This is a genomic window from Streptacidiphilus anmyonensis, from assembly GCF_000787855.1.
Classification (GTDB): Bacteria; Actinomycetota; Actinomycetes; order Streptomycetales; family Streptomycetaceae; genus Streptacidiphilus; species Streptacidiphilus anmyonensis.
Genome location: NZ_BBPQ01000016.1, coordinates 74,085 through 89,731, shown reverse-complemented (window position 1 = coordinate 89,731; position 15,647 = coordinate 74,085). Strand labels below are relative to the sequence as shown.

Genomic DNA, 15,647 nt, shown 5'->3' with positions numbered 1-15,647 from the left:
GTCGTGAAGCTCGCGTGCTGCGGACGTGCCCATCGGAGCCGGTTCGGCGTCGGTCGGGTAACGTTCCGTCCACGCGGGCCCATGGGCACGCCGGTTCGAATCACAGCAGCGAACCCACCTGCCGATATCCGCCGAATCCGAGGGGACGCATGACCGACCAGGGCCGGGGCTACGGCTCCGAACCGTGGGGCCAGGCCGGCTCGTACGGAGCGCAGGGCGGATACCCGCCGCAGGGTCCTCACCCTTACGGACCGCAGCAACCGCAGCAGCCCCAGCAGCCGTACCCCTACGGCCAGCCGCAGTACCCCGGATACCCGCAGGACCCCTACGGCACCGGGCAGCAGCCGGTGTACCCCGGTCAGCCCCAGGCGCCGTACGGGCAGCCGGGCCGGCAGCCCCAGGCGCCCTACGGTCAGCCGCAGCAGCCGTACCCGGGTCAGCAGCAGGCGCCGTACGGCCAGCAGCCGCCCGTCCCGCAGCCGCCGCAGCCGCCGCAGCGCCCGCGTCCGCAGAACCCCCCTCCGTCCGGCCCGGGGCCGGACGGGATCGACTGGGTCGCGGAGGCCGCGAAGCTCGAGGCCGAGGCGCGCGGCGAGGCGCCCGTCGGGGACGTGCACGGCGCCGACGGCTACTCCGACGACGACGTCTACGTCGAGGAGCGCGAGGACGGCGAGGAGGAGTACGTCCCGTTCCTCTCCGACGAGGACGAAAGCCGCACCGGGCGGCGCAAGGACTTCGCCAAGGGCCGCAAGGAGCGCAAGCGCAGCGGCGTCGCCTGCCTCGGCGTCACGGTGCTGCTGCTGGGCCTGATCGGCGGCGGCGGGTACTTCGGCTACACGTACTACGAGAGCCACTACGGCGCGCCCGCGGACTTCACCGGCGATGGCACCACCGAAGTACAGGTACAGATCCCGGACGGCGCGACCGGCTGGACCATCGCCAACACGCTGAAGACCGCCGGTGTCGTGGAGACCGCGCAGGCGTTCGTCGACGCCTACAACGGGGACGTCAAGAACGCCTCCACCATCCAGCCCGGCTTCTACACCCTGAAGCTGAAGATGTCGGCGGCCTCCGCACTGAAGGAGCTGGAGGCGCAGGCGGGCGGCGAGGTGGTCATCATCCCGGAGGGCATGACGGCCAAGTCGATCTACACCAAGGTCGACCAGGCGCTCAAGGTGGCCCCGGGCACCACGGCCAAGGCCGCCAAGGACGACGTCTCCCAGCTCGGGCTGCCGTCCGAGGCGAACGGCAACCCCGAGGGCTTCCTGTGGCCGGCGCGCTACTCGATCTCCAAGGGCATGAAGCCGGTCGACCTGCTCAAGCAGATGGTGACCCAGGCCAACAGCGAGATCCAGTCGCTCAACCTCGCCACGGCCGGCAAGGGCGCCAACCTCAACAACGCCTACGACGTGCTGAAGGAGGCGAGCATCCTCCAGGCGGAGGGCAACAACGTCGCCGACTTCGGCAAGATCGCGCGCGTCCTGTACAACCGCCTCAACACCAACGTCACCTGGGGACGGCTGGAACTGGACACCCCGCTCCAGTACTACCTGAACAGCAAGACCTTCACCAACGCGCAGAAGGCCAGCTCCGCGGGCGGCTACAACACCTACGTCGTCAAGGGTCTGCCTCCGACGCCCATCGACAACCCGGGCCAGGCCGCGATCCAGGCGGTGCTGAACCCCACGCCGGGCAACTGGGCCTACTTCGTGGCGGTCGACGCCAACGACACCCGTTTCGACGCCACCTGGAGCGAGTTCCTCAACGACGTCCAGGCCTACTGCGCCAAGCACGGCCAGAACGTCAACCGCACCTCGGGACAGTGCCAGTGAGGCGGGCTGCGGTCCTCGGATCGCCGATCGCGCACTCGCTCTCGCCGGCGCTGCACAACGCCGCGTACGCGGCGCTCGGCCTGGAAGGGGAGTGGCAGTACGGCCGCTTCGAGGTGGACGAGGCCGGGCTGCCGGGGTTCCTCTCCGGCCTCGACGTGGAGGGCGAGGGCTGGGCCGGTCTCTCGCTCACCATGCCGCTGAAGCGCGCGGTGATCCCGCTGCTGGACGAGGTCTCGGCGGGCGCGCTGGCCGTGGACGCGGTCAACACCGTCGTCTTCCACCCGGACGGCCGCCGCACCGGCGACAACACCGACGTGCCCGGCCTCGTCGCGGCGTTGCGCGAGCGCGGTGTGGAGAAGGTCCGCAGCGCGGCGGTCCTCGGAGCGGGGGCGACGGCCTCCTCCGCGCTGGCCGCGCTCGGGCAGGTCTGCGACGGCCCCGTGCTCGCCTTCGTGCGCGGGCCCGAGCGCGCGGCGCAGATGCGGGCGCTCGGCGAGCGGCTCGGTGTGGACGTCGTCCCGGAGGAGTGGGACCGCGCGTCGATGGCCTTCGACGCGGAGCTGGTGATCTCGACCACGCCCGTGGGCGCGACGGACCATCTCGCCGACGCGGTGCCGGACGAACCGGGCGCGCTGTTCGACGTCCTCTACCACCCGTGGCCGACGCCGCTGGCGGCGGCGTGGCAGCGGCGTGACGGCGTCGTCCTGGGCGGGCTCGACCTCCTGGTGCACCAGGCGGTGCTGCAGTTCCGCGCCTTCACCGGTCTGGACGACGCGGACGTGGTCGCCGCGATGCGCGCGGCGGGGCAGGCGGCCCTGTAGTTGCACGATCCAGGGGCGCGAGGCTCTGCCGATATGCCACTCCTCCCCCAGCCTTCGGCCGGGAGGTGCCCCCAGCGTGGGCGTGAGCAACCACCGGCGTGCGGATGACCCTGCGCGTTCGGTGACTCAGCTCCTGGGGTGGCTTGTCGCGCAGTTCCCCGCGCCCCTGGATCGTGCATGGCTCCTCGCCTGCAGAATCCCCCGCGCCCCTGAAGGGCTCACTTGCTGGACGGATTCTGCCCTTGCCCCTGCGACGTGGGAGGATCGCCGGTAAGGGATCCGCACTTTCGGGATAGGAGCACACCCTTGGGAACGCTGCGCTGGCTGACGGCCGGGGAGTCGCACGGCCCGGCACTCGTCGCGACGCTGGAGGGGCTTCCGGCCGGGGTGCCCGTGACCACCGAGATGGTGTCCGAGGCCCTGGCGAGGCGTCGGCTGGGTTACGGTCGTGGCGCGCGGATGAAGTTCGAGCAGGACGTCGTGACGTTCCTTGGCGGCGTCCGGCACGGGCTGACCCTCGGTTCGCCGGTCGCGGTCATGGTGGGCAACACCGAGTGGCCCAAGTGGGACCAGGTCATGTCGGCCGACCCGGTCGACCCGGAGATCCTCGCGGGCCTCGCCCGCAACGAGGCGCTGACGCGGCCGCGCCCCGGGCACGCCGACCTGGCCGGCATGCAGAAGTACTCCCTCGACGAGGCCCGGCCGATCCTGGAGCGCGCCTCCGCGCGTGAGACCGCAGCGCGCGTCGCGCTCGGCACGGTGGCCCGCTCGTACCTGAAGGAGACGACGGGCATCGAGATCGTCTCGCACGTCGTCGAGCTCGGTGCCGCCAAGGCCCCGGCCAGGGTGATCCCGGTCCCCGCCGACGAGGCGCGGTTGGACGAGGACCCGGTGCGCTGCCTGGACGCGGACGCGTCGAAGGCGATGGTCGCCGAGATCGACCAGGCCCACAAGGACGGCGACACGCTCGGCGGCGTCGTCGAGGTGCTGGCCTACGGCGTCCCGGTCGGCCTCGGCTCGCACGTGCACTGGGACCGCCGGCTGGACGCGCGGCTCGCCGCCGCGCTGATGGGCATTCAGGCGATCAAGGGCGTCGAGGTCGGCGACGGCTTCGAGCTGGCCCGGATCCCGGGCTCGAAGGCCCACGACGAGATCGTGAACACCCCCGAGGGCGTGCGTCGCCTCTCCGGCCGCTCGGGCGGCACCGAGGGCGGTCTGTCCACCGGCGAGCTGCTGCGGGTGCGCGCCGCGATGAAGCCGATCGCGACGGTGCCGCGCGCGCTGGCCACGATCGACACCCGCACGGGCGAGGCGGCCAAGGCGCACCACCAGCGTTCCGACGTCTGCGCGGTCCCGGCGGCCGGCATCGTCGCGGAGGCGATGGTCGCGCTGGTCCTCGCGGACGCGGTCGCGGAGAAGTTCGGCGGCGACAACGTCAGCGAGACCCGCCGCAACGTCCAGGGGTACCTCGACCACCTGGTCGTGAAGTAGTGGCCCACCCCGTCGTCATCCTGGTCGGCCCGCCCGGGGCCGGGAAGAGCTCGGTCGGGGAGCTGCTGGCCGAGCGGCTGGGCGTCGGCTTCCGCGACACCGACGCCGACATCGTCGCGGTGGCCGGAAAGCCCATCGCCGACATCTTCGTCGACGAGGGCGAGCCGCACTTCCGCGCGCTGGAGGCGGCGGCCGTCCGCACGGCGGTCGCCGAGCACCCGGGCGTGCTGGCGCTCGGCGGCGGCGCGGTGATGCGCGCGGAGACCGAGGAACTGCTGCACGGGCTGCCGGTGGTCTTCCTCGACGTGGCCCTGCACGACGCGGTCAAGCGCGTCGGGCTGGACGCGCCGCGCCCGCTGCTGGTGGGCAATCCGCGCGCCCGCTGGCGCGAACTGATGGAGCAGCGCCGCCCGGTGTACGCGCGGGTGGCCCAAGCCGTGGTCGAAACGGCCGGGTTGACGCCGGATCAGGTGGCCGACGCGGTCCTGGACGCACTGGAGCTGAGCAAGTCGTGAGTGAAGACGTCAAGCGCATCCGGGTCGGCGCGAGCGGCGGGGCCGAGCCCTACGACGTGCTGATCGGGCATCAGCTGCTGGGCGAGCTGCCCGGGTTGATCGGCACCGCCGCGCAGCGCGTCGCGGTGATCCACCCCGAGGCGCTGGCCGCGACCGGCGAGGCGATCCGCGACGACCTGGCCGCGCAGGGCTACGAGGCCATCGCGCTCCAGGTGCCGAACGCCGAGGAGGCCAAGTCGGCCGAGGTCGCCGCCTATTGCTGGTCCGTGCTGGGCCAGACGGGCTTCACCCGCACCGACGTGATCGTCGGCGTCGGCGGCGGCGCGACCACCGACCTGGCCGGTTTCGTCGCCGCGACCTGGCTGCGCGGCGTGCGCTGGGTCTCCGTCCCGACGACCCTGCTGGGCATGGTCGACGCGGCCGTCGGCGGCAAGACCGGCATCAACATCGCCGAGGGCAAGAACCTCGTCGGCGCGTTCCACCCGCCGGTCGGCGTGCTCGCCGACCTGGGCACGCTGCAGACCGTGCCGCGCCACGACTACGTCAGCGGCCTGGCCGAGGTCATCAAGACCGGCTTCATCGCCGACCCGGTCATCCTCGACCTCGTCGAGGCCGACCCGGAGGGCGCCCGTACCCCCGACGGCCCGCACACCGCCGAGCTGATCGAGCGCTCCATCAAGGTCAAGGCGGAGGTCGTCTCCAACGACCTGCGCGAGTCCGGCCTGCGCGAGATCCTCAACTACGGCCACACGCTGGCCCACGCCATCGAGCGCAACGAGCGCTACAAGTGGCGGCACGGCGCGGCCGTCAGCGTCGGCATGGTCTTCGCCGCCGAACTGGGGCGCCTGGCGGGCCGGTTGGACGACGCGACGGCCGAGCGGCACCGGGCCGTGCTGGCCTCGGTGGGCCTGCCGCTCACCTACAAGGCGGACGCCTGGCCGAAGCTGCTGGAGGCGATGAAGCTCGACAAGAAGTCCCGCGCGGACCGGCTGCGCTTCATCGTCCTGGACGGCCTCGCCAAGCCCGCGATCCTGGAGGCCCCGGACCCGTCCCTGCTGGTCGCCGCGTACGCCGAGGTGGCGGGCTGATGCCGCGGAAGGTCCTGGTGCTGAACGGTCCGAACCTGGGCCGTCTCGGCTCCCGCGAGCCGGACGTCTACGGCTCGACGTCGTACGCCGGCCTGGTCGAGCGCTGCACCAAGCTCGGCGCGGAGCTGGGCTTCGAGGTCGACGTCCGGGAGACCAACGACGAGGGCGAGATGATCCGCTGGCTGCACGAGGCGGCCGACGGCAGGCTCCCCGTCGTGATCAACCCCGGTGCGTTCACCCACTACTCCTACGGCATGCGGGACGCCGCGTCGCAGCGGACCGCGCCGCTGATCGAGGTGCACATCTCCAATCCGCACGCGCGCGAGGAGTTCCGCCACACCTCGGTGATCTCGGCGGTGGCGAGCGGCACGATCGCCGGGTTCGGCATCGGATCGTACGAGTTGGCGCTGCGGGCCCTCGCCGAGCAGTGATCGTTCCTGCTGGGGGACGGTATCGTCGTCCTCCGGGAGGTGACCGGATGTCAGAGGGCCAGAGCGGCTACTACGGCGGCAGCCTGCCGCCTCCGGCGGCGGGGCCGCCGCGCGCCACGCTGTCGCTGCGGGCGCTGCCGGAGTCGGCGGCGACGGGTCAGTTCGTGCTGCCCTCGCCTGCGGGGCCGCCCGGGGCGCCGGGTCCGCTCGCGGTCCTCCTCATCGGCCCCGCGGGCGCGGGCAAGACCTCCGTCGCCCGCTACTGGGCCGACCGGCGGCCGACCCCCACCGCGCACGTCAGTCTCGACGACGTGCGCGAATGGGTCCGCGCGGGCTTCGCCAGCCCCCAGGCCGGCTGGAACGACCAGTCCGAGGGCCAGTACCGCCTGGCCCGCAGGACCTGTGGGTTCGCGGCGCGCAACTACCTCGTCAACGGCATCTCCTGCATCATCGACGACGCCGTCTTCCCGGATTTCCCGGCCGTGGGGCTGGGCGGCTGGAAGCGGCACGTGGGCCCGCAGTTGACCCCCGTCGTCCTGCTGCCGGGCCTCGACGTGGTCCTGGCCCGCAACGCTCAGCGCAGCGGCAACCGCAGGCTGCCGGACGAACAGGTGGCCGCGATCCACGGCCGCATGTCCGGCTGGTACGGCTCCGGCCTCCCCATCATCGACAACTCCCGCCTGGACATCCCCTCGACGGCGGCCGCCCTCGACTCCGTCCTGGCGCAGGCATTGCAGCGACGTTGAGTCAGTCGCACCACCCCAGGGGCGCGGGGCTCTGCTGGTGTGCGGCTCCTCCCGCAGCCTACGGCCGGGAGGCGCCCCCGGCGTGGGCGCGAGAAGAGCTGTGCATCAGTTCAGCCTCACGCCCCTGGGGATGGTGCGAGTGACCGATGTGCCGGATGGGTCCCGACAGGCGGTAACGCGCGGCCGCGCCTAGCCTCGGAGCATGGGTGAGGTGTTCTCCGAGCGGCGTGAGCGGCTGCGTGAGCGTTGCAGTGGTGCAGGCGTCGACGCCGCGCTGGTGAGCGCGCCCGCGAACGTGCGCTGGCTGACCGGCGTGCCCGACGCGGAAGCGCTCCTGCTGGAGCGCGACCGCGCGCTGATCTGCGTGTCGCACGCGGCGCGGGAGCGGGAGGAGGGACTGGAGGAGCTGGTCCTGGTCCCCGGGCAGGATCCCGCCGTCGCCGCGGCGCACGCCGCGACCGCGGAGCTGCTGGGGGTGGAGGAGCACGACCTGACCGTCGCCCGGCACCGGGCCGTCTCGGAGGCTGCGCGCTGCCGACTGCGGGACCTGCACCATTCGGTGGAGCAGCTCAGGGTCGTCAAGGACGAGCAGGAGCTCGGCTGCCTGCGGATCGCCGCGGAGATCGCGGACCAAGCGCTGGGCGAGCTGCTGGAGTCGATCCTGGTGGGCCGCAGCGAGCGGCACCTCGCGATGGAGCTGGAGCGGCGGATGGTCGACCACGGCGCGGACGGACCGGCGTTCCCGGTCCGCGTCGGCGCGGGGGACCACTCGGGGCGGGCCCGGCACCTGCCGGGGGACCGCAGGGTGGAGGAGGGGGACTTCCTCACCGTCTCCCTCGGCGCCTGCTACCGGGGCTACCGGTCCTGCGCGACGCGCACGTTCGTGGTCGGGCTCGCGCCGCAGGAGTGGCAGGTGGAGCTCCACTCGATCGTCTTCGCGGCGCAGCGCGCCGCCCGCGAGGCCCTGGGCGTCGGCGCCTCGCTGGACGACTGCGCGCGGGCGGCGGGCCGGGAGCTGGAGGCGCGCGGGTACCCGCCCGAGCTGGACGAGGGGGTGGGGCACGGCGTCGGCCTGGATGTCGACGAGGAGCCGCGCCCTGGGGCCTTGGAACCGTGGCCTGGCGAATTCGGTAAGCTTGAGAACCGTGTGCCGGTCACTGTCGGTCTGGGGGTAGCGCTCCCGGGGCGCGGCGGGGTCCGGATCGAGGACACGCTCGTCGTCCGTCCTTCCGAGGACGGGGGGCCCGAGCTGCTCACCATCACGACCAAGGAGCTCCTCGCCCTGTGATTCCGGGTCCGCCCGGGGCCGCAGGACACGCGACTTGGTTCCTTGACAAGTTACTAGCGACACAAGCAGCTAGTTGAATCCAGAAGTTAGGGCGACTGTGGCTTCCACCAACGACCTCAAGAACGGCATGGTGCTCAAGCTCGACAACGACCAGCTGTGGTCCGTCGTCGAGTTCCAGCACGTGAAGCCTGGCAAGGGCCCGGCCTTCGTGCGCACCAAGCTCAAGCACGTGCTGTCCGGCAAGGTCGTCGACAAGACCTTCAACGCCGGCGTGAAGGTCGAGACGGCCAACGTCGACAAGCGCACGATGCAGTTCTCCTACAAGGACGGCGAGCAGTTCGTGTTCATGGACATGGACACCTACGAGCAGACGCACGTCTCCCCGGAGGTCGTCGGCGACGCCTCCAAGTTCCTGCTCGAGGGCTTCGACGCGCTCGTGGCCGTCTACGAGGGCGCGCCGCTCTACATCGAGCTCCCGGCCGCCGTCGAGCTGGTCGTCGAGTTCACCGAGCCGGGCCTGCAGGGCGACCGCTCCACCGGCGGCACCAAGCCCGCGCGCCTGGAGACCGGCGCCGAGGTCGGCGTCCCGCTCTTCATCAACCAGGGCGAGAAGATCAAGGTCGACACCCGCACCGGCGACTACCTCGGCCGGGTGAACTCCTAACCGTGGCGACCGCGCGGAACAAGGCCCGTACCAAGGCCTTCCAGATCATCTTCGAGGCCGATCACCGGGGCGTGAAGCCCACGCTGGTCCTTGCCGAGTGGGTGGCGCGCGCCCGCAGCGGGGAGGAGGGCGTGCCGCAGGTCCCGGAGTACACCCAGGACCTGGTCGAGGGCTACGGCCGCCACGCCGCCCGGATCGACGACCTGATCTCCACCTACGCGGTGGGCTGGACGCTCGACCGGATGCCGATCGTGGACCGCAACGTGCTGCGGCTCGGCGCCTACGAGCTGATCTGGGTGGACGAGGTCCCGGACCCGGTGGTCCTGGACGAGTTCGTGGAGATGGCCAAGGACTTCTCCACCGACGAGTCCCCCTCCTTCGTCAACGGGCTGCTGGCCCGGCTCATGGAGCTCAAGCCGTCGCTGCGCGCCGCGCGCGACTGAGAGCCGCCTGTCGAAAGGCGCCCTGCCGCTCCCGAACGGGAGCGCGGGGCGCCTTCGTCGTCTCCGCCGCTGCCCCGGTCTCTCCGCGGGGGCGGTGGCATTGCTCCATTCGGGGTCACTGATGGTGACGAGGCTGTGACACATGGTGCGCATGGGAGGCATATGACGGGGGAGGACGAGGAGCGTGACGCCCCACTCGGCGCACACCCCGCCCGTCCAACCTCGGAGGCTTCCATGACCAAGCACGTTCGTCCGCGCAGCCCCCGTCCCGCCGTCTGCCATGCCGCCGCCCGCGTCATCACTCCGCGCGACCGCCGCCGCTGCACCGCCTCGTCCCTGGCCGCCACGGCGCCCGCCGCCTCCGCTGGGCGCAAGCCCACCATGGTCGGCGTCGTGACCAACCGGGCCGACTTCGAGCGCCTGATCGCAGAAGGCTGCACCACCTACTCCGCCTACGCCGACTACCTGCGCGACGTCGAGTCGCTGCTGGAGGGTCTCGGCCGGGACGGCGTCGAGGTCCGGGGGCGCGCCTTCTCGCCGGTGGACTTCGACGACTACTGCACGCAGGAGGGTCTCTCCCCGACCGACGGCGACAGCCATCTCGTCTACACCGCCGACCCGGTGGCCGAGGACGAGTGGGTCCGCTGGGAGGGCGAGCCGCTGGCGGAGTTCCTGCTGCGCCTCGACCGCGCCCACGAGCGCGGCCTGGTCCGCCGCCGCCTCGACGGCATGCTCGCCGAGACCGCCGAGGCGGCGCTCACCGGTCAATTCCCTGAGCCGCTGCTCCGGATCGCCTACGCCCGCGGCGCGGAGGCGCTGCGCGGCTTCCTGCTCCGCGCCGGCGTCGGCTCGTTCACCGCGGTCTGCAGCATCTTCGAGCCCGAGATGCCCGTCTTCGCCTGGGCCGACCTGCTGTTGGAGGAGGGCGGCGTGATGCGGATCGACGACGAGGACCTGGACCTGCTGTGCGAGGTCCTGTGCGTCGGGCACGCGCTGCAGCTGCCGGGGGTGCTGACCCTGTCCGGCACCTGCCCGGGACGCGGCGAGGTGGGCTGGGAGTGGACCTTCGACGGCGAGTCCTTCCGCCGGTCCTGACCGGGACTCGAGCGGTGGGCGGCACCGTGTCAGGTCCGTACTGCGCTCGCGGCCACCGGGCGCGGCCCGCCTGGCAGAGGAGAGCGAGACGCATGAACGTCGACCAGAGCCAACCCCGCGACCTCGTCCGCGCCCCGCAGCACTTCCGGATCCGGATCACCGCCGACGGCCGTGGCGGCCTGCCGGTCGAGGCGGGCCGGTACCGACTGGTGGTCAGCCTGGCCTGTCCGTGGGCGCACCGGGTGCTCATCACCCGCCGGCTGCTGGGGCTGGAGGAGGCGATCACGCTGGCGGTGACCGACCCGGTGCAGGAGCGGGTCGACGGGGAGTACCAGTGGGTGTTCACCGAGGAGACGGGCTGTCCGGACGGGCTGGACCCGGTGCTCGGCATCCACGCGCTGCGGGAGGCGTATCTGGCGGCCGAGCCGGACTACACCGGCGGCGTCAGCGTCCCCGCGCTGGTGGACACCGCGACCGGCGCGGTGGTCAGCAACGACTTCGCCAACCTGACCCTCGATCTCGGCTCCCAGTGGCGGGCGCTGCACCGGCCCGGCGCGCCCGACCTCTACCCCGAGCCCCTGCGCGAGGAGATCGACGCGCTGGCCGATGAGATCTACCGCGACGTCAACAACGCGGTGTACCGCGCCGGGTTCGCGCGGGCCCAGGAGTTCTACGACCGGGCGGTGACGGCCCTCTTCCACCGGCTGGACGCGTTGGAGGAGCGACTGAGCACGCGCCGCTACCTGGTCGGCGACCAGCTGACCGAGGCCGACGTCCGGCTGTGGCCCACGCTCGTCCGCTTCGACGCGGTCTACCACGGTCACTTCAAGTGCAACATCCGCAAGATCTCGGAGTACCCGGCGCTCTGGGGCTACACCCGCGACCTGTTCCAGACGCCCGGCTTCGGCGACACGGTCGACTTCGACCACATCCGCCGCCACTACTACCAGGTCCACGACATGATCAACCCCAGCCGGATCGTGGCCCACGGCCCGGATCCGGCGCTGCTGTTCACCCCGCACGGCCGCGAGGCCCTCGGCGGCAGCCCGTTCGGGCCGGCGGGCACCCCTCCCGCCGTCCGCAGGTCGCTGCGCATGCACCCGTGCGTCCCCGTGGCCGTGCCCGCGGAGTGACCGCCGGAGCAACCGCCGGAATGATCGGCGCGGGGGATTGTCCGCCCCGATGCTGTGTGACATATTACTGACTCGTGACAGGGGTTCCTCACTACGACGTGGTCGTCATCGGCGCCGGAATGATCGGCGCGGCCTGCGCGGACGCGCTGGCCACGCGCGGCATGCGGGTCGCGGTCGTCGACCGCGGACCGGTCGTCGGCGGGACGACCGGCGCGGGTGAGGGGAACCTGCTCGTCTCGGACAAGGCCCCGGGGCCCGAGTTGGAGCTCGCGGTCGAGAGCCTGCGGCTCTGGGGCGAGCTGGCCGGGGAACTCGGCGCGCGGGCGCTGGAGTACGAGCCCAAGGGCGGGCTCGTGGTGGCCCGGGATCAGCGGGCCTTCGCCGAGCTGCGCGCGTCGGCCGAGCTCCAGCGCGCGGCCGGGGTCACGGCGGTGGACGTTCCCGCCGACGGCCTGCGGGAGTGGGAGCCGCACCTGGCCCCCGGCCTGGCGGGGGGCGTGCACTACCCGCAGGACGCCCAGGTCCAACCCGCCCTCGCAGCGGCGGCGCTGCTGCGACGGGCCCGTGCCACCGGCCGGGTGGACCTGCTCACCGCGACCGCCGTGACCGGGCTGGCGAAGGGCCGGGTGGAGACCGACGCGCACGGGACGCTCCACTGCGGGGCGGTGGTCAACGCCGCCGGGACATGGGGCGGCGAGGTCGCCGCACTCGCCGGAGCGACCCTGCCCGTCCTGCCCCGGCGCGGCTTCGTGCTGGTGACCGAACCGCTGCCGCCGCTGGTGCGGCACAAGGTCTACGCGGCCGACTACGTCGCCGACGTCGCCAGCGGCTCCGCCGACCTGCAGAGCTCCGCCGTGGTCGAGGGGACGGCCGCCGGGCCGGTGCTGATCGGGGCCAGCCGGGAGCGGGTCGGGTTCGACCGCAGCCTGTCCGCGCCGGTGCTGGCGCGGCTCGCGGCGCAGGCCGCGGAGCTGTTCCCGGTGCTGCGCGACGTGCGGGTGCTGCGCGCCTACCGGGGCTTCCGCCCGTATCTGCCCGACCACTTGCCCGCGATCGGGCCCGATCCGGACCGGCCCTGGCTCCTCCACGCCTGCGGCCACGAGGGCGCGGGCATCGGCCTGGCCCCGGCGACGGCCCGGCTCATCGCCCAACTCCTCGACGGCGAGAAGCCGTTCATGGACCCGGCCGCCTTCGGCCCCGGACGCTTCGAGAAGGAGGAGTCGTGAGAAGGAGTCCGCTCGACCTGGTCCGGGCCAGGCCCGAGCCCCCGATCGAGTTCAGCTTCGACGGCGAGCCGGTCGCCGCGCTGCCCGGCCAGAGCGTGGCCGCCGCGCTCTGGCAGTCAGGACGCCTCGCCTGGCGCCGCACCCGCGTCGGCGACCGCCCGCGCGGCGCGTTCTGCGGGATGGGCGCCTGCTACGACTGCCTGGTCGAACTCGACGGCGTCCCCAACGTCCGCGCCTGCCTGGCTCCCGCACGGCCGGGCGCGCTGGTCCGCACGCAGCAAGGGGACGGCCATGACGAACTCCGCTGAGCCGGCGGGAGGGTACGACCTCGCCGTGGTCGGGGCCGGACCGGCCGGGCTCGCGGCCGCCGCGACCGCCGCCGAACACGGCCTGCGCGTCGTCCTGCTCGACAGCGCGCCACGGCCCGGCGGCCAGTTCTACCGGCAGCCCGCCGCCGAACTGCGCGCCGCCCGCCCGCAGGCGCTGCACCACCACTGGCCCGCCTTCCAGCGCCTGCTCGGGCGGGTCGACGCCGCCGCGGAGCGCGTCACGTCGCTGGGCGACCACCATGTCTGGTCCGTGACGGGCGAGTCGGGCGCCTTCACCGTGCGTGCGCTGACCGGGCCCGACCAGCGACAGGCCCGGTCGGTGACGGCGCGTCAGGTGCTGTTCGCCACCGGCGCGCACGAGCGGCAGCTGCCGTTCCCCGGATGGACCCTGCCCGGCGTCGTCGGTGCGGGCGGCGCGCAGGCCATGCTCAAGGCGGGGCTCGTGCTGCCCGGCCGTCGGGTCGTGGTCGCGGGCAGCGGACCGCTGCTGCTGGCGGTCGCGTCCTCCCTGGCCGCGGCCGGGGCGAGAGTCCCGCTGGTGGCGGAGGCCGCCGACTACCTCGGGTACGCCGCCGGCGCCCGGGTCCTCGCCGCCAACCCCGGCAAGCTGGTCGAGGGCGCCCAGCACGGCGCGGTCCTGCTGCGGCACGGCGTCCGCCTGCGTCCGCGCACCGCCGTCGTGGCCGCGCACGGCTCGGACCGCGTCGAGGCGGTCACCCTGGCCAGGCTCGACGCCGCGTGGCGTCCCGTGCCCGGCACCGAGTGGCGCGTCGCCTGCGACGCCGTCGCGGTGGGACACGGGCTCGTGCCGCAACTGGAGCTGCCGCTCGAACTCGGCTGCCGCACACGGCGTCTGCCGGACGGCAGCGCCGCGCTGGTGGTCGACGCCGCGCAGCGCACCACCGTGCCCGGCGTCTGGGCGGCCGGCGAGAGCACCGGCATCGGCGGCGTCCAGCTCGCCGTCGCGGAGGGCGAGCTGGCCGGCCGGGCCGTCGCCGGGCAGACCGCCGCGCCGCGCCCGCTGCTGCGGCGACGTGCGCGGCTGCGGGCCTTCGCCGACCTCATGGCCGCGCGACACGCCCCCGGCAGCGGGTGGACGGGGTGGCTCGACGACGCCACCGAGGTCTGCCGCTGCGAGGAGGTGACGGTGCGAGAGGTCCGGTCCGCCGTCGCCGAGCTGGGCGCGGCCGACCAGCGGACCGTCAAACTCCTCACCCGCGCGGGCATGGGCTGGTGCCAGGCCCGCATGTGCGGCCCGGCCGTCGCCCGGCTCTGCGGCGCGCCAAGCGCCGACGGGCCCGACGTCCCTGGGCCCGACGTCGCTGTCGCCGGGCAGGACGACGGCGCGCCGACCCGCCCCCTGTCCACCCCTGTGCCGCTCGGCCTGCTGGCCGAGTGCGACACCACCGCACCATCCTCCGAAGGAGCCCCCCGATGAGCACCCCCGAGCGCCAGGCCCCCTGGCGCGGCATCATGGTCGCCACCGCGCTGCCGTTCCACGACGACGGCTCCGTCGACTACGACGCCTACGCCGAGCATGTCGCCTGGCTCCTCGCCAACGGCTGCGACGGCGTGGTCCCCAACGGCTCGCTCGGCGAGTACCAGACCCTCACCGACGCCGAGCGCGCCGAGGTCGCGCGGGTGGCCGTCGAGGCGGCCGGCGACGGCAGCCGCGTCATGGCCGGAACGGCGGCGTACGGCTCCGCGGAGTCCCGCAGATGGGCGGAGCAGGCGGCGGAGGCCGGCTGCGGCTCCGTGCTCCAGCTCCCGCCGAACGCCTACCGCGCGGACCGGGACGCCGTGCTCGCGCACTACGCGGAGGTCGCGAAGGCCGGACTGCCCGTCGTCGCCTACAACAACCCGCACGACACCCGCGTCGACCTGCTCCCCGCGCTGCTCGGGGAGCTGTACGCGGCCGGACACATCGTCGCCGTCAAGGAGTTCAGCGGCGACGTCCGCCGGGCCTACGAGATCGCCGAGCTCGCGCCGGGCCTGGACCTGCTGATCGGCGCGGACGACGTGCTGCTGGAGCTGGCCCTGGCCGGCGCGGTCGGCTGGGTCGCCGGCTACCCCAACGCCCTTCCCGCCGCCTGCGCCGAGCTGTACCACGCTGCGGTGGCGGGCGAGGTGGAGGTGGCGGTCCCGCGCTACCGCCAGTTGCACTCGCTGCTGCGCTGGGATTCACGGACGGAGTTCGTCCAGGCCATCAAGCTCTCCATGGACCTGGCCGGCCGCAAGGGCGGCCCCTGCAGGGCGCCTCGCGGCCCGCTCCAGGGCGAAGCCCTGAAGGCCGTGACGCTGGCCACCGAGAACGCTCTGGCCGAGGGACTCCGGTAGGAACATCAGGGGCGCGGGGCTCGGCCGACAGGCGGCTCCGGCCGCGTGGGCGCGAGCAACCACCCTGCGCGGGGGGCGGCCCGGCGCGTTCGGTGCTCTCCCGGTACGGGTGGCTGGTCGCGCCCACGCTGGGGGCACCTCCCGGCCGAAGGCTGGGGGAGGAGCCGCCTGGCGGCAGAGCCCCGCGCCCCTGGGGAGTGGCAACGGA

At 73.4% G+C, this 15,647-nt stretch carries 16 protein-coding genes; all 16 read left to right on the top strand.

What is annotated here, in order from left to right:
* Positions 1–149: 149 nt before the first annotated feature.
* The 16 genes from mltG to TR50_RS17265 all read left to right on the top strand — a co-directional run bounded on the left by mltG (position 150) and on the right by TR50_RS17265 (position 15,439).
* A complete protein-coding gene (gene mltG / locus TR50_RS42595; protein ID WP_052441054.1) occupies positions 150–1,832 on the top strand; it encodes an endolytic transglycosylase MltG in 1,683 nt (560 codons plus the stop codon).
* Entirely contained in the window at positions 1,829–2,653 is an 825-nt protein-coding gene (locus TR50_RS17335; RefSeq protein ID WP_236654455.1) for a shikimate dehydrogenase, read from the top strand. The genes mltG and TR50_RS17335 overlap by 4 nt, the downstream gene beginning before the upstream one ends.
* 306 nt (positions 2,654–2,959) lie before the next feature.
* The gene (gene aroC / locus TR50_RS17330) at positions 2,960–4,144 is read left to right on the top strand and encodes a chorismate synthase (protein ID WP_152648447.1); all 1,185 of its coding nucleotides are present in this window, start codon (positions 2,960–2,962) and stop codon (positions 4,142–4,144) included.
* Entirely contained in the window at positions 4,144–4,659 is a 516-nt protein-coding gene (locus TR50_RS17325; protein ID WP_042421763.1) for a shikimate kinase, read from the top strand. Before aroC ends, TR50_RS17325 begins: the two co-directional genes overlap by 1 nt.
* Entirely contained in the window at positions 4,656–5,747 is a 1,092-nt protein-coding gene (gene aroB, locus TR50_RS17320; protein WP_042421761.1) for a 3-dehydroquinate synthase, read from the top strand. Before TR50_RS17325 ends, aroB begins: the two co-directional genes overlap by 4 nt.
* A complete protein-coding gene (gene aroQ / locus TR50_RS17315; RefSeq protein ID WP_042421759.1) occupies positions 5,747–6,178 on the top strand; it encodes a type II 3-dehydroquinate dehydratase in 432 nt (143 codons plus the stop codon). The genes aroB and aroQ overlap by 1 nt, the downstream gene beginning before the upstream one ends.
* Before the next feature lie 47 nt (positions 6,179–6,225).
* Positions 6,226–6,924, top strand: a complete 699-nt coding sequence (locus TR50_RS17310) for an AAA family ATPase (RefSeq protein ID WP_042421752.1) — start codon at positions 6,226–6,228, stop codon at positions 6,922–6,924.
* Positions 6,925–7,126: 202 nt separating this feature from the next.
* Positions 7,127–8,212, top strand: a complete 1,086-nt coding sequence (locus tag TR50_RS17305) for a M24 family metallopeptidase (protein WP_042421750.1) — start codon at positions 7,127–7,129, stop codon at positions 8,210–8,212.
* A 97-nt stretch (positions 8,213–8,309) separates the two neighbouring features.
* Entirely contained in the window at positions 8,310–8,876 is a 567-nt protein-coding gene (gene efp / locus TR50_RS17300; protein WP_042421747.1) for an elongation factor P, read from the top strand.
* A 2-nt stretch (positions 8,877–8,878) separates the two neighbouring features.
* Positions 8,879–9,319 carry a transcription antitermination factor NusB gene (gene nusB / locus TR50_RS17295; RefSeq protein ID WP_042421745.1) on the top strand — a complete coding sequence of 147 codons (441 nt, stop codon included), beginning with the start codon at positions 8,879–8,881 and terminating at the stop codon, positions 9,317–9,319.
* Between the two features lie 234 nt (positions 9,320–9,553).
* Positions 9,554–10,414, top strand: coding sequence for a DUF8829 domain-containing protein (locus tag TR50_RS17290; protein WP_042421743.1), 861 nt, complete (start codon positions 9,554–9,556; stop codon positions 10,412–10,414).
* A gap of 92 nt (positions 10,415–10,506) precedes the next feature.
* Complete coding sequence (locus tag TR50_RS17285) at positions 10,507–11,547, top strand: glutathione S-transferase family protein (RefSeq protein WP_042421741.1); 1,041 nt, start codon at positions 10,507–10,509, stop codon at positions 11,545–11,547.
* 74 nt (positions 11,548–11,621) lie between these two features.
* Positions 11,622–12,773: an NAD(P)/FAD-dependent oxidoreductase gene (locus TR50_RS17280; RefSeq protein WP_269084801.1), complete on the top strand. Its 1,152-nt coding sequence runs from the start codon at positions 11,622–11,624 to the stop codon at positions 12,771–12,773.
* Entirely contained in the window at positions 12,770–13,081 is a 312-nt protein-coding gene (locus TR50_RS17275) for a (2Fe-2S)-binding protein (protein ID WP_042421740.1), read from the top strand. The genes TR50_RS17280 and TR50_RS17275 overlap by 4 nt, the downstream gene beginning before the upstream one ends.
* Complete coding sequence (locus TR50_RS17270) at positions 13,065–14,540, top strand: NAD(P)/FAD-dependent oxidoreductase (protein WP_042421738.1); 1,476 nt, start codon at positions 13,065–13,067, stop codon at positions 14,538–14,540. The genes TR50_RS17275 and TR50_RS17270 overlap by 17 nt, the downstream gene beginning before the upstream one ends.
* A complete protein-coding gene (locus tag TR50_RS17265; RefSeq protein WP_042421736.1) occupies positions 14,537–15,439 on the top strand; it encodes a dihydrodipicolinate synthase family protein in 903 nt (300 codons plus the stop codon). Before TR50_RS17270 ends, TR50_RS17265 begins: the two co-directional genes overlap by 4 nt.
* The last annotated feature ends 208 nt before the right edge of the window (positions 15,440–15,647 follow it).